Annotated in this window: 20 protein-coding genes; 11 read left to right on the plus strand and 9 right to left on the minus strand. The window is 75.1% G+C overall.

Annotated elements, in window-relative coordinates:
• Positions 1-77: 77 nt before the first annotated feature.
• Entirely contained in the window at positions 78-3,167 is a 3,090-nt protein-coding gene (locus tag IE287_RS11455) for a class I adenylate-forming enzyme family protein (RefSeq protein WP_229883409.1), read from the plus strand.
• An 84-nt stretch (positions 3,168-3,251) separates the two neighbouring features.
• On the opposite strand, the gene IE287_RS11460 is transcribed toward IE287_RS11455, so the two are convergent.
• From IE287_RS11460 to IE287_RS11470, 3 genes are all read right to left on the minus strand, one after another.
• Positions 3,252-5,585 carry a M9 family metallopeptidase gene (locus IE287_RS11460; protein ID WP_229883410.1) on the minus strand — a complete coding sequence of 778 codons (2,334 nt, stop codon included), beginning with the start codon at positions 5,583-5,585 and terminating at the stop codon, positions 3,252-3,254.
• 157 nt (positions 5,586-5,742) lie between these two features.
• Positions 5,743-6,411: a response regulator gene (locus IE287_RS11465; protein ID WP_189848851.1), complete on the minus strand. Its 669-nt coding sequence runs from the start codon at positions 6,409-6,411 to the stop codon at positions 5,743-5,745.
• Complete coding sequence (locus IE287_RS11470) at positions 6,411-7,481, minus strand: HAMP domain-containing sensor histidine kinase (RefSeq protein WP_189848852.1); 1,071 nt, start codon at positions 7,479-7,481, stop codon at positions 6,411-6,413. Before IE287_RS11470 ends, IE287_RS11465 begins: the two co-directional genes overlap by 1 nt.
• 247 nt (positions 7,482-7,728) lie before the next feature.
• Between IE287_RS11470 and IE287_RS11475 the strand changes: the two genes are divergently transcribed.
• From IE287_RS11475 to IE287_RS11490, 4 genes are all read left to right on the plus strand, one after another.
• A complete protein-coding gene (locus tag IE287_RS11475; protein ID WP_189848917.1) occupies positions 7,729-8,199 on the plus strand; it encodes a cation:proton antiporter regulatory subunit in 471 nt (156 codons plus the stop codon).
• 3 nt (positions 8,200-8,202) lie between these two features.
• Positions 8,203-9,447, plus strand: coding sequence for a cation:proton antiporter (locus IE287_RS11480; protein WP_229883411.1), 1,245 nt, complete (start codon positions 8,203-8,205; stop codon positions 9,445-9,447).
• A gap of 51 nt (positions 9,448-9,498) precedes the next feature.
• Positions 9,499-11,367 (plus strand): NAD(P)-binding protein, encoded by a 1,869-nt coding sequence (locus IE287_RS11485; protein ID WP_189848918.1) that lies wholly within the window; start codon positions 9,499-9,501, stop codon positions 11,365-11,367.
• A 100-nt stretch (positions 11,368-11,467) separates the two neighbouring features.
• Positions 11,468-13,642 carry a TerD family protein gene (locus tag IE287_RS11490; protein ID WP_189848853.1) on the plus strand — a complete coding sequence of 725 codons (2,175 nt, stop codon included), beginning with the start codon at positions 11,468-11,470 and terminating at the stop codon, positions 13,640-13,642.
• Positions 13,643-13,795: 153 nt separating this feature from the next.
• Here IE287_RS11490 and IE287_RS11495 read toward each other — a convergent pair whose 3' ends face one another.
• Together IE287_RS11495 and IE287_RS11500 are read right to left on the minus strand one after the other, a co-directional pair.
• The gene (locus tag IE287_RS11495; RefSeq protein ID WP_189848854.1) at positions 13,796-15,973 is read right to left on the minus strand and encodes a putative bifunctional diguanylate cyclase/phosphodiesterase; all 2,178 of its coding nucleotides are present in this window, start codon (positions 15,971-15,973) and stop codon (positions 13,796-13,798) included.
• Positions 15,970-16,782 (minus strand): SAM-dependent methyltransferase, encoded by an 813-nt coding sequence (locus tag IE287_RS11500; RefSeq protein ID WP_189848855.1) that lies wholly within the window; start codon positions 16,780-16,782, stop codon positions 15,970-15,972. The genes IE287_RS11495 and IE287_RS11500 overlap by 4 nt, the downstream gene beginning before the upstream one ends.
• Before the next feature lie 533 nt (positions 16,783-17,315).
• On the opposite strand from IE287_RS11500, the gene IE287_RS11505 reads away from it, so the two are divergent.
• The 3 genes from IE287_RS11505 (at position 17,316) to IE287_RS11515 (ending at position 19,517) form a co-directional block, all read left to right on the plus strand.
• Complete coding sequence (locus tag IE287_RS11505) at positions 17,316-17,951, plus strand: hypothetical protein (RefSeq protein ID WP_189848926.1); 636 nt, start codon at positions 17,316-17,318, stop codon at positions 17,949-17,951.
• A gap of 76 nt (positions 17,952-18,027) precedes the next feature.
• A complete protein-coding gene (locus tag IE287_RS11510; protein WP_189848856.1) occupies positions 18,028-18,792 on the plus strand; it encodes a bestrophin-like domain in 765 nt (254 codons plus the stop codon).
• A gap of 164 nt (positions 18,793-18,956) precedes the next feature.
• Complete coding sequence (locus IE287_RS11515; RefSeq protein ID WP_189848857.1) at positions 18,957-19,517, plus strand: hypothetical protein; 561 nt, start codon at positions 18,957-18,959, stop codon at positions 19,515-19,517.
• 130 nt (positions 19,518-19,647) lie between these two features.
• On the opposite strand, the gene IE287_RS11520 is transcribed toward IE287_RS11515, so the two are convergent.
• Positions 19,648-20,133 (minus strand): hypothetical protein, encoded by a 486-nt coding sequence (locus tag IE287_RS11520; protein WP_189848858.1) that lies wholly within the window; start codon positions 20,131-20,133, stop codon positions 19,648-19,650.
• A 441-nt stretch (positions 20,134-20,574) separates the two neighbouring features.
• Here IE287_RS11520 and IE287_RS11525 point away from each other — a divergent pair, with 441 nt between their 5' ends.
• Entirely contained in the window at positions 20,575-21,237 is a 663-nt protein-coding gene (locus tag IE287_RS11525) for a class F sortase (protein WP_189848859.1), read from the plus strand.
• An 81-nt stretch (positions 21,238-21,318) separates the two neighbouring features.
• On the opposite strand, the gene IE287_RS11530 is transcribed toward IE287_RS11525, so the two are convergent.
• The 3 genes from IE287_RS11530 to IE287_RS11540 form a co-directional block, all read right to left on the minus strand.
• On the minus strand, positions 21,319-22,599 hold the full coding sequence (locus tag IE287_RS11530; RefSeq protein WP_189848860.1) for an extracellular solute-binding protein: 1,281 nt from the start codon (positions 22,597-22,599) through the stop codon (positions 21,319-21,321).
• Between the two features lie 296 nt (positions 22,600-22,895).
• Positions 22,896-23,768: a polysaccharide deacetylase family protein gene (locus tag IE287_RS11535; protein ID WP_189848861.1), complete on the minus strand. Its 873-nt coding sequence runs from the start codon at positions 23,766-23,768 to the stop codon at positions 22,896-22,898.
• A gap of 110 nt (positions 23,769-23,878) precedes the next feature.
• On the minus strand, positions 23,879-25,096 hold the full coding sequence (locus tag IE287_RS11540; protein WP_189848862.1) for a CapA family protein: 1,218 nt from the start codon (positions 25,094-25,096) through the stop codon (positions 23,879-23,881).
• Positions 25,097-25,375: 279 nt separating this feature from the next.
• Here IE287_RS11540 and IE287_RS11545 point away from each other — a divergent pair, with 279 nt between their 5' ends.
• Both IE287_RS11545 and IE287_RS11550 read left to right on the plus strand, forming a co-directional pair.
• Positions 25,376-25,954: a sigma-70 family RNA polymerase sigma factor gene (locus IE287_RS11545; protein WP_189848863.1), complete on the plus strand. Its 579-nt coding sequence runs from the start codon at positions 25,376-25,378 to the stop codon at positions 25,952-25,954.
• Between the two features lie 22 nt (positions 25,955-25,976).
• Positions 25,977-26,390: a PaaI family thioesterase gene (locus IE287_RS11550; RefSeq protein WP_189848919.1), complete on the plus strand. Its 414-nt coding sequence runs from the start codon at positions 25,977-25,979 to the stop codon at positions 26,388-26,390.
• The last annotated feature ends 133 nt before the right edge of the window (positions 26,391-26,523 follow it).

Genomic DNA, 26,523 nt, shown 5'->3' on the forward strand with positions numbered 1-26,523 from the left:
CCCCCTTCCCCCTTCTCCCTTCTCCTCCTCCACCCCCCTCCCACCGCATCGCACCGGAGAACGCCATCGCCAGCACCGTGCCGCCCGCCCCGACCACCGTCCCGGAACTCCTCGACGCGCGGGCCCTCGAACACCCGGACCGGACGGCGCTGCGCGTCGTCGGCGGCGGGGAACTCACCTACCGGGGCTGGCGCGAGGAGGCGCTGCGGGCCGCCGCCGGGCTGGCCGCCGCCGGGGTCGGGCCGCGCGACAGGGTGCTGCTGCGCTTCTCCGACGCGCGCTGGGAGCGGTACGCCGTCGCCTTCCTCGCCGTCCAGTACGCGGGCGGGGTCCCCGTGCCGGCCCGTGAGGACCTGTCCGAACCCGACGTCGCCGCCCTGGCCGCCCTGGCCGAGGCGGACACCGTCCTGACGGACGGCCCGTTCCCCGCCGTACCGGGACGGGTGGCTCTGCGGCTGGACGCGCTGCTGGCGGAGCGCCCCCGGCCCCCGGCGGAACCGCCGTACCGGGTCGGGCCGGACGACCCGGCCCAGGTGATCGGGACCTCCGGCACCACCGGCGCGCCCAAGGGCGTGGTCGCCGCGCACGGGAGCCTGACCGCCGGCCTGACGGCGCACCCCCGCCGCCGCGCCTACGCGCACTCGCGGCACTCCCTGCACGCCTTCCCGATCGGGACCAACGCGGGCCAGGTGATGCTGCTCACCGCGCTGACCGCCGCGCCCACCACCCTCAGCCTGCCGCGCTTCGACGCGGACCGGTTCGGCGCCGCGGTCGAGGAGTGCGGGGTGGGCACCGCCTTCCTGGTGCCGTCGATGGTGATCGAGCTGCTCAACGCGGGCACGGCCGGACGGTACGACCTGAGCGGTCTGCGCCTGGTCAACTCCTCGGCGGCCGCGCTGCCGGTGCCGGTGGCGGCGGCGCTGGCCGCGGTGCTGCCGGACGTGACGCTGGTCAACACCTACACCTCCGCGGAGGCCTCGCCCGCGCAGGTCTCCACCGTGGTGGACGCGCGCAGGCCCGGTTCGCTGGGGCGCCCCGCGGATCCCGGTGCCCTCCGGATCCTCGACGCGGACGGGGCTCCGGTGCCCGCCGGGCAGGTCGGCGAGGTCTGGCTGCGCCAGCCGGGGCCGCCCCGCGCCTATCTGGGCGCCGCCGGGCGGAGCGCCGGGGTGTTCCGGGACGGCTGGGTGCGGATGGGCGATCTCGGGCGCCTCGACGAGGACGGGTACCTGTACGTCGTCGACCGGGAGAGCGACGTCATCAAGAGCGGCGCGCTGAAGGTCTCCACGCTGCGCATCGAGGAGGCGCTGCACGCGCACCCCGCGGTGGCCGACGCCGCCGCGCTCGGCCTGCCGCACCCCGTGATGGGCGCCGTCCCGGCGGCGGTCGTGGTGGCGGGGCCCGGTGGTCTGGACGTGGACGCGCTGCGGCTGTTCCTGAGCGCCCGGCTGAGCCGGGCGGAACTGCCGGTCCGGATCCTGCTCGCGGACGACCTGCCCCGGAACCCGAGCGGCAAGGTGGTCAAGCACCGGCTCCGGCCGCTGTTCGAGGCGCCCGCGGAGCCCGCCGGTCCGGCGGTCGCCCCGGCGACCCCGACGGAGCTGCGGCTGGCGGAGCTCTGGCGGCGCCTGCTCGGCCGGCCGGTCACCGACGTGGCCGCCGAGTTCTTCGCGCTCGGCGGCGACTCGTTCCGGGCGGTGCAGCTCGCGACCGGCATCGGCGAGGAGTTCGGGATCCGGGCGGGCACCGCCGTGGTCTTCGAGCGGCCCTCACTGCGCGCCCAGGCGGCGTGGGTGGACCATCCGGACCGCCGCTCGCCCGCCGCCGCCCCGCCCCCCTCCGCCGCGGGAGCGCCGGCCGGAGCCTCCGCGGGCGCCGGCACCGTCACGCCCTACCTGGCCGCGCTCCGGGCGCAGCCGCACGCCGTCGCGCTCACCTCGCAGCAGGAGAACTTCTTCCGCTGGATGGCCGAAGCCCCCGGGCGGGACGCGGGCGCGGTGGCGGCCCTCTTCCGGGTCACCGACCGGCTCGAACCGGAGACCCTGGGCCGGGCGCTCACCGAGGCGGTCCGGCGCCACCCGGCGCTGCGCACCCGCTTCGTGCCGGTCGCGGACGGGGTCGTGCGGGCGGTGCTGGACGAGGAGCCGCGGGTGCGGATCACGCTGACCCGGGCGCCGGGGGCCTCGGACGCGGAGGTGGACGCCCTGCTGCTGTCCGAGCGCGACCGCCTCACCGACCTGGCCCGTGATCCGATGGCACGCCTCCTGGTGGTGAGCCGGTCGGAGACCGACCACGTGGTGCTGGTGGCGACGCACCACATGGTGTCCGACGGCTGGTCGGTCGGCGTGCTCCTCTCCGAACTCGGCGTCCTGTACTCCGCGTTGCGCCGGGGCCGGCCGGTGCCGCCGGTCCGGCCGGGGCCTGGCTACGGGGAGCTGGTGGACCGGTCGAACGCCCACTGGCCGGTCTCCCGGGCCCACTTCGCCTCGGCGCTGGCCGCCGCCCCGGAGGCCGTCGAGCGGTTCGCCGGCCGCCGGGAGGTGGAGGAGGTCCTGACCGAGGCGCACGAGTTCGAGATACCGTCGCCGCTCGCCGGGGCCGTACGGACCAGGGCGGCCGAGCTGGACGCCACGCCCTTCCTGGCCGTCGCCGCGGCCTGGGCGGGTCTGCTCGCGCGCCGCGGCGGGCAGCCGGACCTGGTGGTGATGACCCCGGTGCCCGGCCGTCCCCGTCCGGACTCCGAGCGGACGGTGGGCTGTTTCGTGCAGTCGCTGCTGCTGCGGGTGGACGCGAGCGGGGGCCCGGGCTTCGCCGAGCTGGTGGACCGGCTGCGGGTGGTCTACGGCGAGGCGCTGGACCACCAGCTGTACCCGTTCGCCGAGTTCAGTCCGTCCGTGCCGTTCGCGGCCTGGATCCGGTACGAGGCGTGGGCCGCGCCCGCGCAGCTGCCGGGCCTGTCCTGCGGGCCGTGGGAGCTGCCGCGGGGCAGCACCGTCCCCTGGCCGCTGCCGGGCGGCGACCGGGGCGTGCCGGAGCTGACCGTGGTCGAACGGCCGGACGGCGGCCTGCGGTGCTGGCTCCAGTACAACGCGCTGGCCTTCGCCCCGTCCGCGGTCGCCGAACTGGCCGAGGAGTTCACCACGGCCCTGACCACCGCCTGCCGCTGACCACCGCCGGGTCCGGGGCGGACGGGTGGGTGAGGGCGCCCGGGTCCGGTGTGTGCCGGGTCCGGGCGCCCTCGGGCGCGGGGCTCAGCCGGTGCGCGTGGAGAGGGTCACGCCGCTGAAGTCCTGTGCGGCGGCGAGGCTGAAGTAGACCCAGCCGGACGGCGGGTCCTCGATCGTCAGGGTCTCGCCGTTCCCGGCGGCGGTGGACTTCGCCAGGTGGCTGCCGGGGGTGGCCCAGCTGCCGCCGCCGTAGTAGAGGTCGGCGTTGCCGGTGCCTCCGCTGCTGGTGATCGTCAGCCTGTCGACGCCGGCCGGCAGGTGGACGAAGTGGTAGCTGAGGTCGCCGGCGGTGGCGGCCAGGTTCTCGCGGCGGCAGTTCCCGTCGAACTGGCGGGTGTCGGCGAGGGTGCAGAGCGGGGCGGCGGGCCGGGCGTCCGGCAGCGGACCGCAGTCGGCCGTCGCGCAGTCGGTGGTCAGCCAGGTCGCGAAGTCCGCGTCGTAGCGGGTGCCGATGGTCTGCTTCAGGAAGGCGCGGGCGCCGGTCCAGTCCCCGGTGCGGTACTTGCCGAGCACCGTCTCGACGTCGGCGGGGTGCTTCTGGAGCATGTAGCGGACGGCGAGGAAGCCCCAGCGGTAGACCCGGTGGGAGTTGACCTCGGGGTCCTCCTCCTGGCCGTAGACGGTGTCGAAGAGGTCGCTGAGCCGGTAGGTCAGCCGGCCGGCCTCGGCGATGGCGTCCGCGTTGCGCTCGCCGCGGTAGCCGAAGGAGATGTTCTCGGCGATGCCCTCGACCCACCAGATGGTCGGCGTGGTCATGCCCGCCTCGAAGTCGCCGTGCATGTTGTAGCGGCCGTCGAGGTAGTGGGTGTACTCGTGGTGGAGGTTCCAGATCTCGAAGGCGGGGCGCAGCCAGCTGGCCTCGTGGGCGATGAAGCGGGCCTGGTTGCCGGCGGCGGAGGGGTCGCCCTCCTCGTACATGCCGCCGTTGTCGACGTCGATGTCGTAGATGGCCCAGGCGTAGAGCGCGTACTGGGTGTAGTCGTCGAAGGCGACGACCTCCAGGTCGGTGTTCACGTCGCCGGGGACCGCGCCCTCGTCGCCGATGATCCGGTGGAAGTAGGCGTCCTGGTCGATCAGGCTGGTGCAGGTGCTCGCCAGCTGGCCCGGGGACATGTCCTGGGCGCGGATCTCGATGCCGGCGTTGCAGGTGTGCCGGATCGGCAGGACCAGCGGGAGGACGCGCTCGCCGAGGTCGCAGAGGGCGTAGGCGGCGCAGTTGCCCCGGTCGAACTGGCGGGTGGCCCAGCCCAGGTTCATGGTGAGCGGCGCGGTGGGGCCGACGTTCGGGTAGCGGTGGACGAGGTCCTTGACCAGCGGCCGGACACGGTCCTTGAGCTCGGGTATGTCGAGGGCGTGGCCGAGGTGGCGGCCGACGTTGCTGACGACGTCCAGGCGGTTGAGCTGCGCCTCGTTGCGCCGGACGAAGCCGGCCCAGGTGTCGAGGACGGAGGGGTCGGCCTTGAGGGCGGCCCGCCAGCCGCGGCTGTCGTCCTTCGCCTTGAAGCCGTTGTCGACGACCCATTCGACGTGCTGCATCGCGAGGTTCATCTGGCCGGGCCAGGTGCCGTCGTAGCCGCCGAGGAGCCACTTCACGACGCCGGCGTACCGGCCGGCCTCCCGGGTGCTGTCGATGAGGGTGACGACCTCGTTGAGGATCGCCCCGTTGGCGTCGGTGACGTCCTTGCTGCGGGGGTTGGCGAAGAAGGCGTCGAGGGCGCCGCGTGCCGCGCCGGCCAGTGCCGGGCCGTACGCGCCGACGGTGGCGGCGTTGTTGTCCTGCACGTAGTAGCCGGCGCGCAGGAACAGCACGAGCTGTCCGAGGGAGCCGGAGTTGTCGCCCCGGTACGCGGCGGAGCCGGCGCGCAGCGCGTCGGCGACGGTCACCATCTGGGCCTCGCGGAAGGCCTTGCGCGCGTTCTCCCCGGTGAGGCCGAAGAGCGGGTACGTACAGGTGATCTGCGGGAGCGCCTTGAGCCGCTGGACGAGGGTGGCGCCGGTGGCGTCGATGACGCCGGAGAGGTCCGGGCACGGCTCGGCGGCGGAGGCGGAGGCGGACCCCTTGCCGGTCCTGGCGGCCGGGGCCGCGGGGGCGGGCGCGGGTCCCGTCTCCTCGGTGCCGTCCTGCGAGGAGAGCCGGAAGCGGGGCCGGTCGCTGAGGGCGTGGGGCGACTTGGGGACGGGGAGGGACCGCCGTGCCGCCGGGGCGGCGGCCGGGTCCGCGTGCGCGGCGACGGGGGTCGCGGCCCCGTCGGGGGCGGCCTGGGCCTGCGGTGCGAGCAGGCCGAGCGCCATGAAGACGGCCGCGCCGAGGACGGGAAGTCTTCGCGCGCGGTGGGTCGTTGTCCGGAAGGGATGCATCTGCGGGGGCCTCCGCGGCCGTCGTGGCCCCGTGCGGGAGAGCACACGGGGCTGCTGTCATGTGACGTGTAAAATTTCACATGTCGCATTGTTCTGGAAGACCCCCGGCAAGGATTCGTCGGACGGTGCGGGGAAAGGGGGCGCGCGGGGACGGCCCTCAGGGCTCGATGAGCCCCGCGCGGATCGCGTACCGGGTCAGTTCGAGGCGGTCGCGCAGCCCCAGTTTCTGGAGGATGTTGGCGCGGTGCCGCTCCACCGTCTTCGGGCTGATGAAGAGCAGGTCGCCTATCTCCCGGGAGGTGTGCCCCTCCGCGACCAGCTTGAGGATCTCCTCCTCCCGCTCGGTGACCGGCCGTTCCGGCAGCCCGGCGCCGGACCGCACCCGGTCCAGGTAGCTGCGGATGAGCGCGGTCTCCGCGCCCGGATAGATGAACGGTTCGTCACGCAGGGCCGCCCGGCAGGCCTCCACCAGGTCCCGGTCGGCCACCGACTTCGGCACGTACCCGTTCGCCCCGGCCCGCAGCGCCTCGAAGAAGTACTCCTCGTTGTCGTACATCGTCAGCATCAGGACGCGCAGCCCGGGCCGCAGCCGGGCCAGCTCACGGGCGGCCTGGAGCCCGGTCATCCGGGGCATCGCGATGTCCAGGACGGCCAGGTCCAGCCCGTCGTCCCGCCGTGCGGCCGCGACCGCCTCGGCCCCGTCCCCCGCCTCGGCGACGACCTCCAGATCGGGCTCGGCGTCGAGGATGAGCCGCACCCCCCGCCGCACCAGCGCGTGGTCGTCGACGAGGAGGATCCGGGCGGGAGGGCGTACGGGGGAGGTCATCACGCGCGTCCAGGAGTCGGGTCCGAAGGGGCGGGGGACGGTACGGGGCCGGGCCCCGGGGCCACGGCGGGATCCGAGGCCGCGGCGGGGCCGGGTGCCGCGGGCCCGCCCCGGGCCGGGGGCTCCGGCGGCCGGCGTTCCGGCAGGTCGAGGCGGACCTCCGTGCCGCCCTGCTCGCCCGCCCCGACCCACAGCCCGGCACCGACCAGCAGGGCGCGCTCCCGCATGCCGCCGATGCCGGCGCCCTCGGCGGCGCCGCCCGTGCCGCGGCCGTCGTCGCGGACGAGGAGGCGGGTGCCGCCGCCCGGGGCCGGGCCGAGGCGGAGGGCGACGTGCCCGGCTCCGGAGTGCCGGGCCGCGTTGGTCAGACCCTCCTGCGCGACCCGGTAGACGACGAGCTCGGTCGCGGGGTCGAGCGGGACGGTGCCCGGGGCGAGGTGCGTGGTCACCCGGAGCCCGGGGGTGGAGAGTTCGCCGGCGAGGGAGCGCAGCGCGCTGTGCAGGCCCAGCTCCTCCAGCACCCCGGGGCGCAGCCGGCGGGCGATCCGGCGGATCTCCTCCAGGCTCGCCCGGGTGGTCTCCTGCGCCTGCCTCAGGTCCTCCCGGAGCCCGTCCGGTGCGTGGTCGGCGGCGTGCTTGAGCTGGAGGAGGACGGCGGTGAGGGTCTGCCCCACCTCGTCGTGGAGCTCCCGCGCGATCCGCTGGCGCTCCGCCTCCTGGGCGGTCAGGACCCGGCCGCTGCTGGTGGCCCGCTCGGCCTCCAGGCGGTCGAGCATGGCGTTGAAGGCGGCGGTCAGGTCGGCGATCTCGCCGCGGCCGGTGACCTCGGGGCGGGTGCCCGGCTTGAGCAGGTCGGCGGTGGCCATGGCGCGGCCGAGCCGGCCCAGCGGGGCGAGCCCCACCCTCAGCAGCGCGGCGTTGAGGACCAGCATCAGGACGAGGCCGCAGACGACCACGACCGCCTCGCCGAGGAGCACCGGGGTGGAGACCGTGACGGGGCCGAGGAGGAGCCCGGCGGCGAGGACCAGCACGGCCGCGTTGAGCAGGAAGATCCGTCCGTACAGTGACACCGACCCGCACCCCCGCTTCCGCTGGAACCCTCCTGACCTGCGCAGAAGCCTATGCGCCGTTCCATCCTCCGGGTGCGCCGGGTCCCTGTCCATCCGTGCCGGCACCCATGTGCGAAGGCCCCCGGGGATGGCAGCATGGTGCGGCCGCGGCCCCGGACCGCCCGCCCGCGCGGAGGGCCACCGGCCTCCTCGCCGCGCGCCCCCGCAGAGACGAACACGAGGAGTCCGGGCCGTGCCCACTTCACGGATGAGCTCGACGCCGCTGCCCGGCGTCGGCGTCCAGTACGACCTCACCACCCGGGAACACCGCCACCTGTCGGTGATCGCCCACCGCGACGGCACCCGCAGCATCAACGTCTACCGCTCCGACGACCCCGAGGCCTGCCTGCAGTCACTGCACCTGACGGCCGGGGAGTCCGCCGCGCTCGTCGACGCCCTGATGCCGGCCCACCACAGCCCGAACCTGCTCCACACCACCGAGCTGGGGCTGGTCGCCGAGCGGATCGAGCTCTCGTCCTCCTCGCACTGGAACGGCCGGACCCTCGGCGAGACCCGGATGCGGACGGAGACGGGCGTGTCGATCGTCGCCGTCCTCCGGCGGGCCGACGCCGTCCCCTCCCCCGGCCCCTCCTTCCGCCTCTCCGGCGGAGACACCCTCATCGTCATCGGCACCCACGAAGGCGTCGACGCCGCCGCCGCGATCCTTGGAAGGGAGTGATCGGTGCATTCTTCCGCCGTATTCCTCATCGAGTTCGGAGCGATCATCCTCGGTCTCGGGCTGCTCGGCCGGATGGCCGGACGGCTGAAGTTCTCGCCCATACCCCTGTACCTGCTCGCCGGACTCGCGTTCGGGGAAGGCGGACTGCTCCCGCTCGGCGCCAGCGAGGAGTTCGTCGCCATCGGGGCCGAGATCGGGGTCATCCTGCTGCTCCTGATGCTCGGTCTGGAGTACACGGCGACCGATCTGGTCTCCAACCTGAAGACGCAGTACCCGGCCGGACTGGTCGACGGGGCGCTCAACGCGCTGCCCGGGGCGGCGATGGCGCTGCTCCTCGGGTGGGGGCCGGTGGCGGCGGTGGTGCTGGCGGGGGTCACCTGGATCTCCTCGTCCGGCGTCATCGCCAAGGTCCTCGGCGACCTGGGGCGGCTGGGCAACCGGGAGACGCCGGTGGTGCTGAGCATCCTGGTCCTGGAGGACCTGGCGATGGCCGTCTACCTGCCGATCGTCACCGCGCTGCTCGCCGGAGCGGGGCTGGCGGCCGGCAGCGCCACGCTCGCCATCGCGCTCGGCGTCGCCGGTCTGGTGCTGTTCGTGGCCGTCCGGTACGGCCGGCTGATCTCGCGCTTCGTCTCCAGCGACGACCCGGAGAAGCTGCTCCTGGTCGTCCTCGGCCTGACGCTGCTCGTCGCGGGCCTCGCGCAGCAGCTCCAGGTCTCCGCGGCGGTCGGCGCGTTCCTCGTCGGCATCGCGCTGTCCGGGGAGGTCGCCGAGGGGGCCCACAACCTGCTGAGCCCGCTGCGGGACCTGTTCGCCGCCGTCTTCTTCGTCTTCTTCGGCCTGCACACCGATCCGGCGAGCATCCCGCCGGTGCTGCTGCCCGCGCTGGCGCTGGCCGTCGTCACCGCCGGCACGAAGATCGCCACCGGGTACTGGGCGGCGCGGCGCAACGGCGTCTCCGCCAAGGGCGCGTGGCGGACCGGCGGGACGCTGGTCGCGCGCGGCGAGTTCTCCATCGTCATCGCGGGCCTGGCCGTCTCCGCCGGGATCGAGCCCTCGCTGGGCCCGCTGGCCACCGCGTACGTCCTGATCCTGGTCGTCGTCGGCCCGCTCACCGCCCGCTACACGGAGCCCGTCGCCACCTGGGTCACCGCCCGCCGCGGCCGCCCGGGGGCCGGTCCGGACGCCGGCCGGGGCCCCGCGCAGGAGCGGCTGCCGCTCGCCGAGCCCGTCCGTCACGAGAGCTGAGCGGAGACCGCCGTGGGGGAGGCGACGGGGGGAACCGCGCCGGAGCGGACCATGCTCGTCCTGGGGGACGACGCGCTGGCGCACCGCCTCGCGCGGGAGCTGGCCGAGGTGTACCGGCGGGACGTCGTGCTCGTCGCGCCCGGGGCCGGATCCGCCCCGGCGGGCCCGGACCGCGTCCGGCACGTGACGGGCACCGCGCCCGACGAGGAGACCCTGCTCCGGGCCGGGTTACGGGACGCGGAGGCGCTCGCGCTGCTGTACGAGGACGACGAGGCCAACATGCGGGCGGCGTTCCTGGCCCGCAGGCTCGCGCCGGACGTCCGGCTGGTGCTGCGCATGTACAACCGCAACCTGGGGCACCGGATGGCCGATCTGCTGGACCGGGCGGGCGAGCAGCCGGCGGCCGCCGGGGCCTTCGCCGGGGCGGTGCCGCGCGACGCCGCCACGATCGTGCTGTCCGACGCGGACACCGCCGCGCCCGCCCTGGCGGCCACGGCCGTCGCCGGGACGCGGAAGGCGGTGCAGGCGGACGGGGTGCTGCTGCGGGCCGCCGAGCGGCTGCCCGAGGACCCGGACGCGCTGGCCGAGCCCGGTCTGGCGACGCTCGCCCTGCTCTCGTCGACCAGCAGCGACCCGGCCGGCGCGGACGGTTCGGACCGCAGCGGCGGGCTCGCGCCACTGCTGCTGCCGGACGACGCCGAGGTGCGGGCGGCGGCGGGGCGGGGCGCCGTCGTCCTGGAGGCGATCGGCCGGGAGCCGCGGCTCCCCCGGCGGCGCGGGAGCCGCGGCGCCTCGCCGCGCGAGCTGCTGTCGCCCCGGCTGCGCCGGGCGCTCGCCGGCGTCGTCGCGGGCGTCACCGCCCTCACCGTGGCGGCCGTCCTCGCCACCGGCGCCCACCCCCTGCACGCCGCCTACCTCACGCTCCTGGACCTCTTCGCGATCGGCGACCCGGCGGTCGGCGAGGAGACGGCCCGTCAGGTGCTCCAGCTGCTGGCCGGCCTCCTGGGCCTCGCCCTGCTGCCGCTGCTGATCGCGGGGACCCTGGAGGCGCTGGGCGCGTACCGCAGCGCGGCCGCCCTGCGGCGCCCGCCGCGCGGCCTCGACGACCACGTGGTGCTGCTCGGCCTGGGCCGGATCGGCACCCGCGTGCTGGTCCGGCTCCGCGAGCTGGGCGTGCCGGTGGTCTGCGTGGAGGAGGACCCCGAGGCGCGGGGCATCCCGCACGCCCGCCGGCTCCGCGTCCCCGTCGTCCTCGGCGACGTCACCCAGGAGGGCGTCCTGGAGGCGGCGAAGGTCCACCGGGCACACGCGCTGCTGGCGCTGACCAGCTCCGACACCACCAATCTGGAGGCCGTGCTCGCGGCCCGCACGCTGGCGCCGGACCTCCTGGTCGCGCTGCGCCTGTACGACGACGACTTCGCCACCACCGTCTACCGCACCCTGCGCGCCGCCCACCCGGGCGCCCTCACCCGCAGCCGCAGCGTCACCACCCTCTCGGCCCCGGCCTTCGCCGCCGCCATGATGGGCCGCCAGATCCTGGGGGCCATACCGGTGGAGCGGCGCGTCCTGCTCTTCGCCGCCGTGGAGGTGGCGGGGCTGCCCGGTCTGGAGGGCCGGACGGTGGCGGAGGCCTTCCGGCCGGGCGCCTGGCGCGTCCTGGCCCTCGACACCGGCGGGGGCCAGGGGGACGGGCGGTCCGCGGAAGGCGGCGCCGGCGCGGCGGAGCCGCCGGCGCTCCTGTGGGAGCTCCACCCCGGGTACGTGCTCCGCCCCGGCGACCGCGTGGTGGTGGCGGCGACCCGCGCCGGCCTCCCCGAGCTCCTCGGCGGGGCGGGCGGCCCGGCCCCGGCACCGCCGCCGCCTTCGGACCCGGCCCCGGACGCGTCACCGTCCCCGCCCGACGTGGGCCCGAGCGCCTGAGCCCCCGTCCGCGCGAGCCGGCTCCCCGCGCCTCCCGCCCGCTCCCCGCCCGCCCGAAATCCGCGTGCGGAGCGGCCGGGAGGACTGCGAGCATCACGGGATGGACCACACCCTCGAACGCCTGCTCGTCCGGCACGCCCTCCGCCTGTCCGTCCCCGCCGGCCCCGCCGGGGACGGAGCCGGCGCCGCCCTGCGGTTCGACGCGGCGCTGCGGACGGCGGGGTTCGCCCTCTCCTCCCCCCTGCTGGGGGAGCTGTCGGGGCGGTCCTCCGAGACCGTCGTCGAGGTGGCCCGGTGGGCGCTGGAAGCGGTCCGCGAGCGCGTCGGCGACCACGTCCGGCACCACACGTACTTCCTCGACTTCCCCCACAACGTCCCCGACACGCGGGAGTTCTGGCTGGAGTGCGTCCGGAAGGCGCTGGAGGACCCGGAGGCCCGGGAGGCGGTGGAGGCGCAGCTGAGCACGGGGGTGCTGAACCTGCTGACGCTGCCCTCCTACGGGCGCTGCCCGCACACGTACGAGGAACTGCTCGCGGCGCACGCGGAGCTGACCCCCGCGGCCGGCGACCGGCTGACCGTCCTGCACCTCGGCGGCGCCCCCGAGGAGGAGACCGGGGCCCTGTACCTGTCGCTGGCGGGGGCCGTCACACCGCTGAACGACGAGCACCTGGCCGATCTGGCGGTGCTCGCCGCGCACTGCGCGGACGGTCCGCAGCCCGCGGAGATCCCCGTGCGGGAGAACCGGGCGGTGGTCAACGCGGCCCGGCTGCGGGCGGGCGCCGCGCCGCTGCTCGACACGGTCACGGACGTGCTGCGGCTCGCGTGCGCGCTGTCGGGCGGCGATGTGACCCTGCGCGAGCGGACCCGCTTCCGCGCGCTGTCCCGGCCGCTGCGGCGGGCGCTGCTCGCGGGGCTGGACGGCGTCGTGGCGGGGGCTCCGGAGAAGCTCGCCGACGTGGGGCCGCACCGGGAGGCGTGGAAGCGGCTCGGGGAGCGGCTGCACCCGCACGAGTACCCGGCGTGGCCGCACGCGGCCGGGGTGTTCGCGGTCGCCCGGGGCGAGGTCCTGGTCCCGTCGCCGGACGCGCGGGTGGAGGCGCTGCTCGCGCGGGGCGACGTGCCGGGTGCGGCGGAGCTGCTGGCGGTGACCCCCGGGCGGCTCTTCCGGGCGCTCGACCGGCTGCTGCGCTCCGCGGCGGACGAGGCCGGGCGGGAGGCCGTGCTGGCGGCGGCGGAGCGGGTCGCGCCGCGGGTGGCGGGCCGGGTGGTGCTGTCGGTGCGGGAGCACCTGCAGAACCGGCACGACCGGTCGGGCGCCCCCCGGCGCCTGTTCGTGAACCGCGGCGGCAGTGCCTGGGTGACGGCGGACACCCGCCGCGACCTGCCGAGGGACGTGCAGCGGCGGCTCCTCGCGCTGGTCGACGGGGAGACCCGGCGGCGGCTTCCCCCGCCCGGTCGCGTGCTGGTCGACCCGGGGATCCTGGACGTGGCGCTGCCGCTGAGCGGCCGGGCCTCGTCGGGAGGGTTCGGGGTGCTGCCGCGCGGCTCGGTCTCCGCGGTCGACGGCGAGCTGCTGCGGTTCTTCATGTACTGGAAGGAGGCGCGGCGCACCACCGACCTGGACCTGTCGGCGCTGCTCCTGGACGAGCGGTACGCGACGATCTCCTGGCTGTCGTACACGGAGCTGACCACGGTGGAGGGCCGGCACTCCGGGGACGTGACCGAAGCCCCGGACGGTGCTTCGGAGTTCATCGAGCTGCGGCTCGGCGCGGTGCGCGGCACGTTCGTGGTGCCGCACGTGCACGTGTACGCGGGCGAGAACTTCGAGGAGGTCGCCGAGTCCTTCTTCGGGTACATGCTCCGCGAGGGCGAGCAGGGCGGCCGTCCCTTCGAGCCGCGCACGGTCCGGATGAAGTCGGACCTGCGCGGGCCGGGGCGGGTGGCGCTGCCGGTGGCCTTCCGGCGGGACGGGGAGGGGCGGTGGCACGCGCACTGGCTCCACCTGTGCCTGCGGGGCACGCCGTCGGCCAACCGGGTCGAGGACCACCGGGTCTCGATGGCGGTCCTGCTGCGCGGGGCGGTCGAGCACGCACCGGTGACGGTCCGTCATATGGTCGGTCTGATGAGGGAGTCGGGGGCGGAGGTCACGGAGTGGTCCGGCGGCCCGGTGCCGGAGGAGCCGGTGACGTACCTCGGTCTCGGCCGGCCCGGGGGGCTGGCTCCGGGCTCCCGGGTGGTGACGCCGGAAAATCTGCGCGACCTGGTCCCCGCCTGAGTGCTACGGTCGTTCCGGGGCGAGGCCATGAAGGGGCTTCCTTCTCATACTCCTGATGACATAGTCCCTTCGCTCTCCTCGCCCCCTCGCGCTTCACCGGTGTGGGCCCGGTCCTCGGGAGGACCGGGCCCGCACGCGTGTCCGCCCCCGTCCTCACACCGCGTCGGCCAGCACCAGCGAGTGGATCCGGTCCGGGGCTCCGGGGCGGGCGTAGTACCAGCCCTGGGCGGTGTCGCAGCCGAGGTCGCGGAGGCGTTCGGCCTGGGCGGCCGTCTCGACGCCCTCGACGGTGACGGCGAGTTCGAGGCTGTGGGCGAGCGAGACGATGCCCTCGACGATCTTCAGGTCGACGGGGTCCACCGGGTGCTGCTGCATGCCCCGGGTGAAGGAGCGGTCGAGCTTGAGGACGCTGACCGGCAGGCGGCGCAGGTTGGCCAGGTTGGAGTAGCCGGTCCCGAAGTCGTCGAGGGCGATGTCGACGCCCATGTCGGCGAGTTGGCGCAGCGGCTTGAGGAGGTCCTCGTCGGCGCCGATCAGGGCGGACTCGGTGACCTCCAGGCAGAGCGCGCCCGGTTCGAGGCCGGCGCGCTCCAGGACGTCGACGGTGTCGGCGACCAGCCGGGGGTGGTGGAGCTGGGTCGGCGACAGGTTGACGTTGACGCGGAGCGGGGTGCCGGTGGCGGGGTTCTCCAGCTGCCAGGAGCGGGCCTGCCGGACGGCCTCCTGGAGGACCCACCGGCCCAGCGGCACGATGAGCCCGGTGTCCTCGGCGAGCGGGATGAAGCGGTCGGGACCGAGCACGCCGTGCTGGGGGTGGCTCCAGCGGACGAGGGCCTCGGCGCCGTGCACGCTGCCGTCGTCGAGGTGGACGAGCGGCTGGTACTCGATGAAGAACTCGCCGCGCTCCAGGGCGGTGGGCAGGGCCGTGGTGAGGCCGTGCCGGGTGATGGCGCGGGCGTCGGCCTCGGGGTCGGCGAGCGCGAAGCGGTTGCCGCCCGCGGACTTGGCCCGGTACATGGTGATGTCGGCGCTGCGCAGCACCTCGGCGGCGGTGCGTTCGCCGGCCGGGCCCTCGACGACGCCGAGGCTGCCGCGGACCGCCAGGTCGCGTCCGTCGACGCCGACGGGGGTGGCGAGGGCGGCGAGGATGCGGTCGGCGAGCGCGGTGGCGTCCGGCTCGCCGCCGGTGCCGGTGGTGAGGGCCACGAACTCGTCGCCGCCGAGCCGGGCGACCATCTCGCCGGGGCCGGTGGCGCAGGCCTGGAGCCGGTCGGCGACCTCGACGAGCAGCCGGTCGCCGACGGAGTGGCCGAGGCTGTCGTTGATGGCCTTGAAGCCGTCGAGGTCCAGGTAGCAGAGGCCGAAGCGGGTGTCCGCGCCGGCCGAGCCTGGGGCGAGGGCCTTCTCCAGGCGCTCGAAGAAGAGCGTCCGGTTGGGCAGTCCGGTGAGGGCGTCGTGGGTGGCCTCGTACCGCAGGCGCAGGTGGAGCAGGCGCCGTTCGGTGATGTCCTCCATGAGCGCCAGCTGGTACTGGGGCCGGCCCTCGGCGTCGCGGAGCAGGGAGACGGTGAGGTTGGTCCACAGGACGGTGCCGTCGCCCCGGTAGTACGGCTTCTCCACCCGGTACTGCTCGCGTTCGCCGCGCACCAGCTCCTCGTAGAGCCGCCAGACGTGCGGCCCGTCCTCGGGGTGCACCCACTCGCTGACGTTGCGGCTGCGGACGTGGGCCTCGACGCCGCCGAACATGCGGGTCATGGTGTCGTTGATCTCGACGAGCCGGCCTTCGAGGTCGGCGATGCCGATGCCGATGGCGGCTCCGTCGAAGACGGCCCGGAAGCGGCTCTCGGTCGCGTGCAGGGCGATCTCCGCGGCGCTGCGGGCGGAGAGCGCGGAGCGGGCGATGGCCTCCTGCTCGGCCCGGGTGCGCTCGCGCAGGGCCTGGGCGTAGCCGGTGGCCATGGCGTGCTGGAGGCGGGCGCAGCGGGCCCGCAGCTCCTCGGCGGGGAGCTCGGCGTCCGTACCGCAGTAGAGGACGAGGTAGGAGTCCACGACGCCGAGGCTGCGGCCGAGCGCGTCCGGGTCGGTGCAGTGGGCGTCGACCAGGCCGGCGCCGACGCGCTGGGCGGGTCCGGTGTCGAAGGGCCGGGCGAGGAGCGCGTCGCACAGCACGCGGGCGAGCGGGAGGAGGTGCCCCTCGAACTCGGCGCGGGTGAGGGAGGTGGCGGTCACCGGGAAGATGGCCCGGCCCCAGATGGTGACGAACCGCCTGAGTCTGTCCTCCGGGCCGCCGGCTTCCGCGGTGTTGCCGGACGGCTGGGACGGCACCTTCACGCCTTGCGCCCCACACCTGCGAACCCGGAGAAGGCGTACGGGTCCTCCTCCTCGGCCGGGCCGTCCGGCCGCCAGTGGGGCATCGAGACCAGGCCGGGCTCGACGAGGCCGGTGCCGTCGAAGAAGCGGGCGATCTCGTCCCGGGAGCGCATCACCAGGGGGTTGCGGGTGCTGCGGTAGACCTCGACGGTGCCGCCGGCGCGTTCCTGGTCCACCGGGATGCCCTCGTACGAGGCGTGGGTGACGACCAGGAGGCTGCCGGGGGCCAGCGCGTCGAGGAGTTCGGCGACGGCCTCGCGCGGGCGGTCGGCGTCCTCCAGGAAGTGCAGGACGGCGACGAGGAGCAGGGCGACCGGCCGGTCGAGGTCGAGCAGGCCGGTGACCTCGGGGCTGCGCAGGATGTCGGCCGGCTTGCGGAGGTCGGCGGGGACGACGGCGGCGCCCTCGACGCCCTCCAGGACGGCCCGGCTGTGGGCGACGGCGACCGGGTCGTGGTCGACGTAGACGATCCGGGCGGCGGGGTCGGCGGCGAGGGCGACCTCGTGCACGTTGCCGAAGGTGGGTATGCCGGAGCCGATGTCGAGGAACTGGGTGACGTCGTTGTCGACGGCGAAGCGGACGGCGCGGCGCATGAACGCCCGGTTCGCCTGCATGATCTTGGGGAGGCCCGGCAGGAACTCCATGGCCTTGCGGGCCGCTTCCCGGTCGACTTCGAAGTTGTGCGAGCCGCCCAGATAGAAGTCGTACATACGGGACACGCTGGGTACCGAGATGTCGATACCCGGCGGAGCCCAGGCGGGACGCTCCATCAATGTCTCCAACAAGTCGCCACGGGGGATGCGGCCCGGTGTTCGCGGCCGTGTTCGAGGTGAGGCTACTGATCGCCCGTCGAGAGAGCGAGTAGAAACGGAAATTCGCGGTCCGTTCTTGGTCACACGCCTTTGGCGCGTCCACGCGGAACGAAGAGTTCACGCCTTCAGGCCGTGCACATTCACGTGCATATGATCGTGCGCCGGCTCTCCGGACGGAGATCGCGCGAGGCCCGCGCGCCCCGCGCACCGGCCCGCACCTCGGCGGTCGGCCCGGCCGGACCCCGCGGTGCACCAGGAGTACACCGCGAAAGCGGATCTCCGACAGGACGACAACCGGACAGTTCTGCCGAACGGGCGCCGAGATGACATCCGTCGGCCATTTCCCGTCCCCCGGAAGGCCTTCACACCGTCCGGATTGCGGCCTTCCGGCCGCCCGGCGTCAAACACGTGCATCGCGAGGTCCCCACCATCCGGGGAATCCGACCGCATTCGGCCCCCGGTTCGGCGTCCATGTGTTCAAGCTCGTCGGCGTGTCTCTGTACGGATCACCCCTCACGCGGTCGCTGGCGGCCGCCGCGCTGGTGTGGCTGCTCGCCGCACCCGCGCCGGCGGCCGCCGACTCCTGCGCCTACGCCACCGTCGGGCCGAACGGCTCGCACACGTCGGTGGCGGTCTCCGGCCCGGGTGCGTGCTCCCCGCCGCCGAAGCCCCCGAAACCCACCAAGCCGCCGAAACCCACCAAGCCGCCGAAACCGACGCCGACGCCCGTGCCGGTGCCGCCGAAGCCCCCGAAGCCGGTCGTGCCGCCGAGGCCCCCCGTGCGGCCCGCACCGCTGCCGCCGCCCTCCGTCCTCCCCGTGCCCGCGCCGCCTCCGGCGCCGGCCCCCGCGCCGCCGCCCGCCGCCACCCCGGCACCGCGGCCCGCTCCGGCACCCCCCTCCCCCGCGCCCGCGACCCCGGCGCCCGAGGAGGCACCGGCTCCCGCTCCCCCGGCCCCGGCCCCCACCAGGGCGGTGCCGCGCCCGGCTCCGCCCGTCGCGCTCCCGCACTACCGGAGGGCGTCCCGGCCCCAGCCGAAGAGCACGCAGTCGCCCGTCACCACGATGCTCCTCATCACCGCGCCCGCCGTGATCGCCACCGCGATCCTGCGGCCGCGCTCCCGGTGACCCGGCCCCGCGCCACCCGATGCCCCCGAGCTCTCCCGAGCTCCCCCGAAACTCCCGTGAGGAAGACCGAGCAACCATGTCCGAATGGCTCGTCCTGACCCTGGCGATGGCCGCCGCCTGCGCCGTCGTCCTGGCCATCGTCGTCATCAACCACCGCCGGATCCCCGAGGACGACGACCCCAACGAGACCCCCGACGTCATCGAGTACATGACGATGATGATCGGCGTGATCTACGCGATCGTCCTCGGCCTCGCCATCGCCGGCGTCTGGGAGGCCCGGGGCGCCGCCCAGGAGGTGGTGCGCCAGGAGGCGCAGGCGATGCACGAGATCTCCGAACGGGTCGAGGTCTACCCCGTGCCGGTGCGCGCGCAGATCCGCGCCGACGTCGACGCGTACGTCTCCTACGTGGTGAACGAGGAGTTCGCGCACATGGCCGAGGAGGGCGAGGTCACCGAGGAGGGCGACGCCCTGCTCGGGAAGGTCCGCCGGAGCGTCACCGACTACGAGCCCGCGAACGACTTCGAGGGCCAGGCCTACCAGCCGCTGGTCGACCAGGTGATGGTGGCCGACGACGCCCGCGGCGCCCGCGGCCAGAGCGCCGGGGAGACCATGCCGGGGGTGGTGTGGTTCGGTCTGATCATCGGCGCCCTGGTGTCGGTGGGGCTGATCTTCACCCTCCAGATCCGGCGCACCGGCCGCGAGCTGCTCCTCGCGGGCCTCTACAGCGCGCTGATCGCCTTCCTGCTCTTCCTCATCTGGGACTTCGACGCGCCGTTCGGGCGCGGGCTGTCCGCCACCGCCGCGCCGTTCACCGATCTGTTCCCGCAGGTCACGGAGTGACCCACGGGGCGGCGCTGGGCCGCCCGGGGGACACGCGTGCCCCATTCGCCCGTCTGGGATCGCGGCCGTGGTAGTGCGCTCCTAGCGTGTCGGGCAACGAGGTGCTTGCAGGCTCCTCGCGGCCACTCCGCCGCGGCCGGCCCTCGGGACCCGGAGGAATCACCATGCGCGCGATACGTGCCGCGTCCACCGCCCTGCTGGGGGCGGCCGCCCTCGCCCTGGCCGCCCCCGTCACCGTCGCCCACGCGGCCGACGGTGCGCCCGCGCCGAACCCGCGGGTGCGGGGCGCCCAGGCCCCGGGCGATTTCGTCGTCTCGCCGTCGCTCGTCGCCCCCGGCGGCCGGGTGACGCTCAGCGCCCCCGGCTGCTCCAGCACGGCGACGGCGACGGCGGGCATCTTCGACACCGTCCAGATCGCGCCGGGTTCGGCGGTCACCGCCACCGTGGACACGGACGCCAAGCGCGGCGCCGTGTACACGGTGGCGTTCAACTGCTCGGGCGGCGTGCAGGACACCGTGGACCTGACGATCAGCGGGGTGTCCACGGCGACGCCGACGACCGGTTCGACGGTGCTGCTCACCCCGCGCGGGGTGCAGGGCGGCCTCGGCGGCTCGCAGGGCGGCCTGGAGTCGGGCGAGGTGGCGGCCGGCACCGCCCTGGTGCTCGTCGCGGCGGCCGGTTCGGCGTACGCGCTCCGGCGCCGCGCGAGCGCCCGCCGGCACTGACCCCCGGCGCTCCGGCGGGGGACCGCGGTCCGTCCCCGCCGGAGCGGTCGCCGGACAGCCCGCCGCCCCCGGGTCCCTTCCGGAACACGGGGGCGGCGGGCACAGTCGGCCGACCGGGAGGTTCGGCCGGTCAGACGCCTGCGCCGGTCATGCGGCGGCGACGGAGCACGAAGACGCCGCCGCCGAGCGCGGCGGCCGCGACGAGGCTGCCGCCGACGGCCATCTCGGTGGAGCTGGGCGCCAGCGAACCGCCGAGACCGCCCTGGGCGCCGCGGCCCGCGAGCACGCGGAACGGGTGCGTGACGACCCGGGAGTTGTCGCTGCACTTGACGGCCAGGTTGTAGTTGCCGGGCGTGGCGTTGTTGTAGACGCGGGCGATCGCGCTGGACAGGCCGTTGGAGTTGACCGAGAGGTTGGTCTCCGGGAAGGCGTTGGACGTGACCGTGCCACCGTGGCCGCAGCCCTTGGCGGTGATCGTGATCGTCGACCCCGCGTGGACGTCGTAGGGGTTGACGGAGACGTTGCTGGGACCGCTGGTGGCGGCGGAGAGGGGCGCGGCCAGGGCGACCGCCGCGAACGCGGTGGCGGTCACCGCCAGAGTGCGTGCAGCACGCATGGTTGAACCTCCAGTGGAAGACGCCCCGAAGCGGTGCTCCGGGAGATTCGACGAGTACGCCTTCCATGACGAACCATCACAACTCGGACCCCTCCCTGCACCTCGGCACTGGGCCGGTCCGGTGAGCTCCCGTGCCGCCGATCGAGTTGCTCCGGACGGAACAACCGCAGGTCAGAGCCGCGCGAAACGATTGTCTGACGAGTACTCGGATGGGTCAGCCCGCCGTCACCCGGGACGAGCAGCGGCGCCCCGGACGACGGCCTCCGCACGCCGTCCGGAGACCGCCCCCGCACGGCTTCTGACGGTCCGTCGGGCCGCGGGCGGGATGGCGCCGGCGCGGCGCCACCCGGACGGCGGCGGGGGGTTACCCGTTCGGGCCGTCCGGAGCGCGGGGACGGCCGGTCGCCCTTACCGTTCACACGTCGCCACGAAGGGAGAATCATGCCCCCGAAGGACTTCCGCGTCCCCGAGCGCAGGAGACGACACCCCTGGGGCGTCCTGGCCCTCGCCATGCTGTCCGGACTCGCGATGATGCGCAACGGGGTGGACCTCGCCGGGGGACCGCCCCAGCCGGCCGCCGCGGCCCGCCCGGTGGCGCGTCCGGTCGTCGCCCCGCCCGCGGAGGCGTCGGCCGGCGTCCGGCCGCTGCCCTTCGCGCCCGCGTCGCGGATCCGCATCCCCGCGATCGAGGTCGCGGCCCCGGTGATGGACGTGGGACTCGACGCGGACGGGTGGGTAGCGGCCCCGCCCCCGCAGGACGCCAACATGGCCGGCTGGTACCAGAACGGCATCGCGCCCGGCCAGCGCGGCACCTCGGTGATCGTCGGACACGTCGACAACGCCAGCGGTCCGGCGGTCTTCTACGGCCTGGGCTCGCTGGAGAAGGGCCAGCACGTCGAGGTCGAGCGGTACGACGGACGGGTGGCCGTCTTCGAGATCTACGGCATCGAGGTCTACTCCAAGCAGGACTTCCCCGGCCCGCAGGTCTACGGGGACACCGGCCACCCGGAGCTCCGGGTGATCACCTGCGGCGGCGGCTACACCCGGGCGAAGGGGTACGACGGGAACGTCGTGGTGTACGCGCGGATGGTCGGCTCCCGCTGAGGCGGCCCGCCCCGCCGGGAGGACCCGCACCGGCCCGCCCCGCCCGGCCGCGCGGGCGGGGCGCGCCGGACGGGCGGTCCCCTACGACTGCTTCGCCATCTCCTGGACGTCGTGGGCGATCTCCCCCAGGACGGCCTGGGGGTCGGCGGAGGGGGCCACGGCCTTGCCGATGTTCCGCTTGATGGTGTCGCTGACCTTCAGCCACGACGGTTCGTTGACCGGGTAGAGCTCGGCGCCGCGCAGGGCGTCGAGGAACTGGGTGTCGGCGGGGTCCGCCGCCGCGCCCTTGGACGCCCGGTTCGCCGAGACCGTCGAGGGCAGCAGGTGGTAGCGGTCGGCGAACTCGTTGAGGTTCTCGTCCTCGTAGACGAACTCCAGGAAGGAACCGACCAGTTCGCGGTTGCCGTCCCGCTTGAAGGCCATCATCCAGTCGGCGACGCCCGCCGCGGGCGGCACCTGCCCGTCCTCCAGCGTTCCGGAGACCGGCATGCTGAGCGTGCCGACCTTGATCCCCTTGGCCCGGGCCTCGTGCAGGAGCGACGGATAGCCGTTGAGCATGCCCACCTGGCCGCGCAGGAAGGCGGCGAAGGCGTCCCGCCGGTTGAGTTCGCCCGGCGGGACCGGACCGGTGAGGCCGGGAGTGGTCAGGTTGTCCCTGATCCAGCGGAAGGTCCGGGTGTTCTGCTCGGAGGCGATGCTGTAGCCGCCGTAGCTCCCCGCGTACCCGCCCCCGTTGCTCAGCAGCCAGATCAGGGCCTCCGCGTGCGCCTCCTCGGGGCCCAGCGGCAGGGCGTACGGGTAGGGGACGCCCTCCTTCTTCAGCTTGCCGGCCGCTTCCTTGAGGTCGGCCCACGTCCGGGGCGGCTCCGCGCCCGCCTTCTCGAACAGCTCCTCGTTGTAGAACAGCAGCCGGCTGCTGGCCACGAACGGCAGGCCGTAGAGGGCGTTGTCGAACGAGCCCGCCTCGGCGAGCGGCGGCAGGAAGTTGGCCTCCGCCCTCACCGACAGCAGCTCGTCGGCGGAGTAGAGGCGGCCCTGCGCCGCGAAGTCGGAGTAGGCGCCCATCAGGGCCACGTCCGGGGCGTTGCCCTCCTCGACCAGGCGGGTGACCTCGCGGTCGACGTCGTCCCACGGGTAGAGCGTGACCTCGACCTTCTTGCCGGGGTGGGCCGCGGCGAAGGCGGCGGTCAGCTTGTCCCAGTAGGCCTGTGAGCCGGTCGCCGGACCGGTGCCGTACTCGGCGGCCACCAGGCGCAGGGTCGTCCCGTCGCTTCCCGCGGAGGAGCCGCAGGCGGTGAGGAGAGAGCCCAGCAGGCCGGCCGCGGCCGCGCAGGCGGTCGCGCCGAAGAGTCTTGGTCGCACGGATGTTCCTCTTTGCTTTTGGACAGTGCGTCCGGAATTCTGCCCTGGCGCGGGGCGTATGGCGCCCCGCGCGGGCAGGTTGTGGCCCTTGCTCCAACCCCACCGCCCGGACCTGGTGCCTTCGACCAGGCAATGGTCCGGACCGCGCCCCTCCCGGTCCGGACCGGGAGGGGCGGGGGCGGGTCCGGACGGTCCGGTCGTTCGCGGACCGGAACACCGCACGCGGGCTCCCGGGCCCGCGCCGCACGCCCCGTCCCGGGTCCCGGTGGGCGCGGACACCCGGGAAGGCGCCTCCGTCAGCGGTGCGGCACGGTCACGGTGTAGCCGGCGTCGAGGAGGGCCGGCAGGTAGCCGCGGAGGGCGGCGACGCTCTGCGAGCGGTCCCCTCCGGCGTCGTGCGAGAGGACGATGACGCCGGGCCCCGCGCCGTCGAGGACCCGGCGCACGATGGTGCCGGTGCCGGGCTCCTTCCAGTCAAGGGTGTCCACGGTCCAGGCGAGCGGCTCCATGCCCAGCTCGGCGCCGATCTCGAAGGAGTGGCGGTTCCAGGCGCCGTACGGGGCGCGGTACCAGAGCGGCGCGGCGCCCAGGGTCCGCTCCACCACCTCGCTGGTGGAGCCCAGTTCGTCCCGGATGCGGGAGGGCCGCAGCCTCGGCACGAGCGGGTGGGACCAGGAGTGGTTGCCGACCACGTGTCCGTCGGCGGCCATCTCCCGCAGCAGGTCCGGGTGGGCCGCCGCCATCTCGCCGCAGACGAAGAACATCGCCCGGCAGTCGTGGCGGCGCAGGGTGGCCAGGATGGCGGGGGTGTAGCGGGGGTCGGGACCGTCGTCGAAGGTGAGGACCATGGAGCGCCCGACGCCGGTGAGCGAGAGGAAGGGCCGACGCCGGACCGGCGGGAGGCCCCGCGGCCGGACGGCGGGGGCGTACGCGGTCATGGGCTGGAGCCGGTACGCGGAGGGGCGCAGCCGGGGCGCGGCGGCGGGCGGTCCCGCGGCCGGTCCCCCGGCGCCGGGCGGGCCCTGCGGCGGGCCGGCCGCGGCGCCGGCCGCGTCCCCGCCGCTCCCGAGCCGGTCGACGGCGAGGGCGCCGGCCGTGACGGTGACGCCGAGGGCGGCGGCCAGCCGCAGCACCGACCGGCGCCCCGTGGGCATCTGATCGTTTTTCATGACCAATGGTTCGTCCGGGGAGGGTCCCGGGGCCCTCACCGACACCGGACCGCCGCCCGATTGCACCCGATGGGCCGATCCCCGGACGGCGACCGCGGACCGGCCCCGCCTCACCGGCCGAGCGTCAGCCCGTCCTCGTCGGCACCCCGGCCGAGGACGACCTGGCGGATCGTCTCGCGGATGCCGGCGTGGCGGGGGTCGGAGCCGTCGGAGGCGGTGAGGTCGACCACGCGCCCGCGCTCGGTGTCGAACCACTGGGGCAGGAACTCGGCCCTGGTCACCTCCCAGCGGCCGCCGGGCCGCTTCGGCGGGGCGAAGGTGAAGCGGCCGATGCTGCTCTGGTTGCCGCGCGGGTCGGAGACGCCCTCGTGGTTGATCATGTCGCCGGCGATCTGGTCGCCCATGCCGTAGATCACCCAGGTGCCGTTGACCTTCTCGTACGCCTGGGGCACGTGGGCGTGCGTGCCGGCGATCAGATCGATGTCGGGGCGGCCGCCGGTGCGGGAGGCGGTCAGCTCGCGGGCCAGCGAGAGCTGCCGCTCGTCGGGCTCGGTCTGCCACTCGGAGCCCCAGTGGACGCTGACCACGACGACGTCCGCGCCGGCCGCGCGGGCCGCGCGGGCGTCGGCGATCACCTTGTCCCGGTCGAGGAGGTTGACCGCCCAGGGCTTGCCCTCGGGGAGGGGGTAGCCGTTGGTGTCGTAGGTGTAGGCGAGCTGGGCGACGGTGGCGCCGCCGGCCTTGAGCAGCGTGGGCCGGGCGGCCTCGGCGGCGGTGCGGGCCGAGCCCGCGTGCCGGACGCCCGCCGCGTCGAGGGCGTCGAGGGTGCGGCCGAGCCCTTCCGCCCCGTCGTCCAGGGTGTGGTTGGAGGCGGTGGAGCAGGAGTCGTAGCCGGTGGCCTTCAGCGCCGCCGCGACCTCGGGCGGCGACTTGAAGGCGGGATATCCGGTGTAGGGCCCGCCCTCCTCCCCGTACACCGTCTCCATGTGGCAGAGGGCGAGGTCGGCGCGGGAGACGACGGGCTTCGCCCCGGCGAACATGGGGCGGAAGTCGTAGCCGCCGCCGTCGGCGTCGGCCGCCGCGCGGCGGATGATCGAGTCGTGCGGGAGGACGTCGCCCGAGGTCACCAGGGTGAAGCCGCCCGGCTTCGGGGCGGGGGCGGCGGGGCGCGGGGCGGTGGAGCCGCCGGGCGGGCCGCCGGCCGAGGGAGCGTCGCCGCCGGTTCCGCCCTGGCCGCACGCGGCGACGACGGCGAGCAGGGAGCCGGCGAGGACGGTGGTGCCGGCGCGGACGAGTCGGGCGCGTGCCGGTCTGCTGCCTGCGGTCATGACGACTGCCACCCCGATCATAGGAAGAACATCTGTTCTGCCGAATTCATCCTCCGGGGGACCGTCCGTCAAGGCGGCCTGCCGGTCCGGGCGGCGAACCCCACCGAATCGGACGTACCTCCGCCACTCGACCGCCGCCCGACCGTTCGGCGCGCCATTCGCCGCTCGTTACGACCGTTCGTCGCAGACCGTTGTCCGTTCCCTGTCCCCGTCCGCCCGGATGCGTTCGGATACGCCGCGGACGACGAACCGCGGAGCGGGCGGGGAAGGGTGGCACTCATGACGACGGCGACGGCGACGAAGGCGACGACGACGACCGACGAGCGGACGCTGGAGGAACTCCAGCGGGAGCACGGCCCCGCCCTGCTCTCCTTCCTGCTCGGCCTGACCTACGGGGACCGCCAGCGCGCCGAGGACCTCGTCCAGGAGACCCTGGTGCGGGCCTGGCTCCACCCCGAGGCGTTCAGCGGCGCCTACGCCTCGATGCGGCCCTGGCTGTTCACCGTGGCCCGCCGGCTGGCCATCGACGCCCGCCGCTCCCGGCTCGCCCGGCCCGCCGAGATCGGCGACGGGGTGCTCGCGGTGACCCCCGACCCCTGGGACGCCACCGAGTCCGCCGAGGCGGCCCTCGACGTCCGGGCGGCGGTACGGGGGCTGAGCCCGGAGCACCGGGCGGTGCTGGTCCGGCTCTACTTCCACGGGCTCACCGTCAGCGAGGCCGCCGACGACCTCGGGATCCCGGCCGGAACCGTCAAGTCCCGCTCCCACTACGCCCTTCGGCAGCTCGGCCGCTCGCTCCCCGACTACCGGCCGCGCCGCGGCGTCATTGCCCGCCCCCGGGCGGCGGCCGCACAATGACGCCGTGACGCTCCCTGACACCGTGGCGCTGACTCCCGCCGCCGCCGAGAAGATCCTCGCCGACAACTTCGCCCCCTGGGTCCTGGACCTGGGGCTCACGGTCGACTCCGTCGACGGCCGCGAGGCCGTCCTCCGCCTCCCCTGGTCCGACCGGCTGGCGCGCGAGGGCGGCGGGCTCTCCGGCCAGGCCCTGATGGCCGCCGCCGACACCGCCACCGTCATCGCCGTCTCGGCGGCCCGCGGCGGCTTCGTGCCCATGACGACCGTCCAGCAGTCCACCAGCTTCCAGCGGGCGGTCCTCGGCGCCGACGTCCTGGTCCGCGCCCGCCTGACCAAGCTCGGCAGGCGGATGGCCTTCGCCGACATCACGATGACCGCCGAGGGCACGGCCGAGCCGGCGGCCCACGCGACCGCGGTCTACGCCCTGCTCGGCTAGGCCGCCTCTTCCCGATCCCGCCCGGCCCCCTCGGAAGGAGCTCCGCGCGGCCCCGTGCCGCGGCGGAGCGCCGGGCGGGGCCCGGGGGCGGGCCACCGGCCGGACCGCCGGGAGGGACCGTCGGGCGCACGGT

Origin of the sequence: Streptomyces omiyaensis (genome assembly GCF_014650895.1) — a bacterium.
In the GTDB taxonomy this organism is placed as follows: Bacteria; Actinomycetota; Actinomycetes; order Streptomycetales; family Streptomycetaceae; genus Streptomyces; species Streptomyces omiyaensis.

What these genes read in the sequence shown, in the direction of transcription:
- IE287_RS11500 (WP_189848855.1), bottom strand. Translation starts at nt 16,782, where the DNA reads ATGGAGCGTCCCGCCTGGGCTCCGCCGGGTATCGACATCTCGGTACCC.
- IE287_RS11540 (WP_189848862.1), bottom strand. Translation starts at nt 25,096, where the DNA reads ATGACCGCAGGCAGCAGACCGGCACGCGCCCGACTCGTCCGCGCCGGC.
- IE287_RS11465 (WP_189848851.1), bottom strand. Translation starts at nt 6,411, where the DNA reads ATGACCTCCCCCGTACGCCCTCCCGCCCGGATCCTCCTCGTCGACGAC.
- IE287_RS11515 (WP_189848857.1), top strand. Translation starts at nt 18,957, where the DNA reads ATGCGCGCGATACGTGCCGCGTCCACCGCCCTGCTGGGGGCGGCCGCC.
- IE287_RS11490 (WP_189848853.1), top strand. Translation starts at nt 11,468, where the DNA reads ATGGACCACACCCTCGAACGCCTGCTCGTCCGGCACGCCCTCCGCCTG.
- IE287_RS11545 (WP_189848863.1), top strand. Translation starts at nt 25,376, where the DNA reads ATGACGACGGCGACGGCGACGAAGGCGACGACGACGACCGACGAGCGG.
- IE287_RS11475 (WP_189848917.1), top strand. Translation starts at nt 7,729, where the DNA reads ATGAGCTCGACGCCGCTGCCCGGCGTCGGCGTCCAGTACGACCTCACC.
- IE287_RS11485 (WP_189848918.1), top strand. Translation starts at nt 9,499, where the DNA reads ATGCTCGTCCTGGGGGACGACGCGCTGGCGCACCGCCTCGCGCGGGAG.
- IE287_RS11535 (WP_189848861.1), bottom strand. Translation starts at nt 23,768, where the DNA reads ATGAAAAACGATCAGATGCCCACGGGGCGCCGGTCGGTGCTGCGGCTG.
- IE287_RS11525 (WP_189848859.1), top strand. Translation starts at nt 20,575, where the DNA reads ATGCCCCCGAAGGACTTCCGCGTCCCCGAGCGCAGGAGACGACACCCC.
- IE287_RS11510 (WP_189848856.1), top strand. Translation starts at nt 18,028, where the DNA reads ATGTCCGAATGGCTCGTCCTGACCCTGGCGATGGCCGCCGCCTGCGCC.
- IE287_RS11520 (WP_189848858.1), bottom strand. Translation starts at nt 20,133, where the DNA reads ATGCGTGCTGCACGCACTCTGGCGGTGACCGCCACCGCGTTCGCGGCG.
- IE287_RS11460 (WP_229883410.1), bottom strand. Translation starts at nt 5,585, where the DNA reads ATGCATCCCTTCCGGACAACGACCCACCGCGCGCGAAGACTTCCCGTC.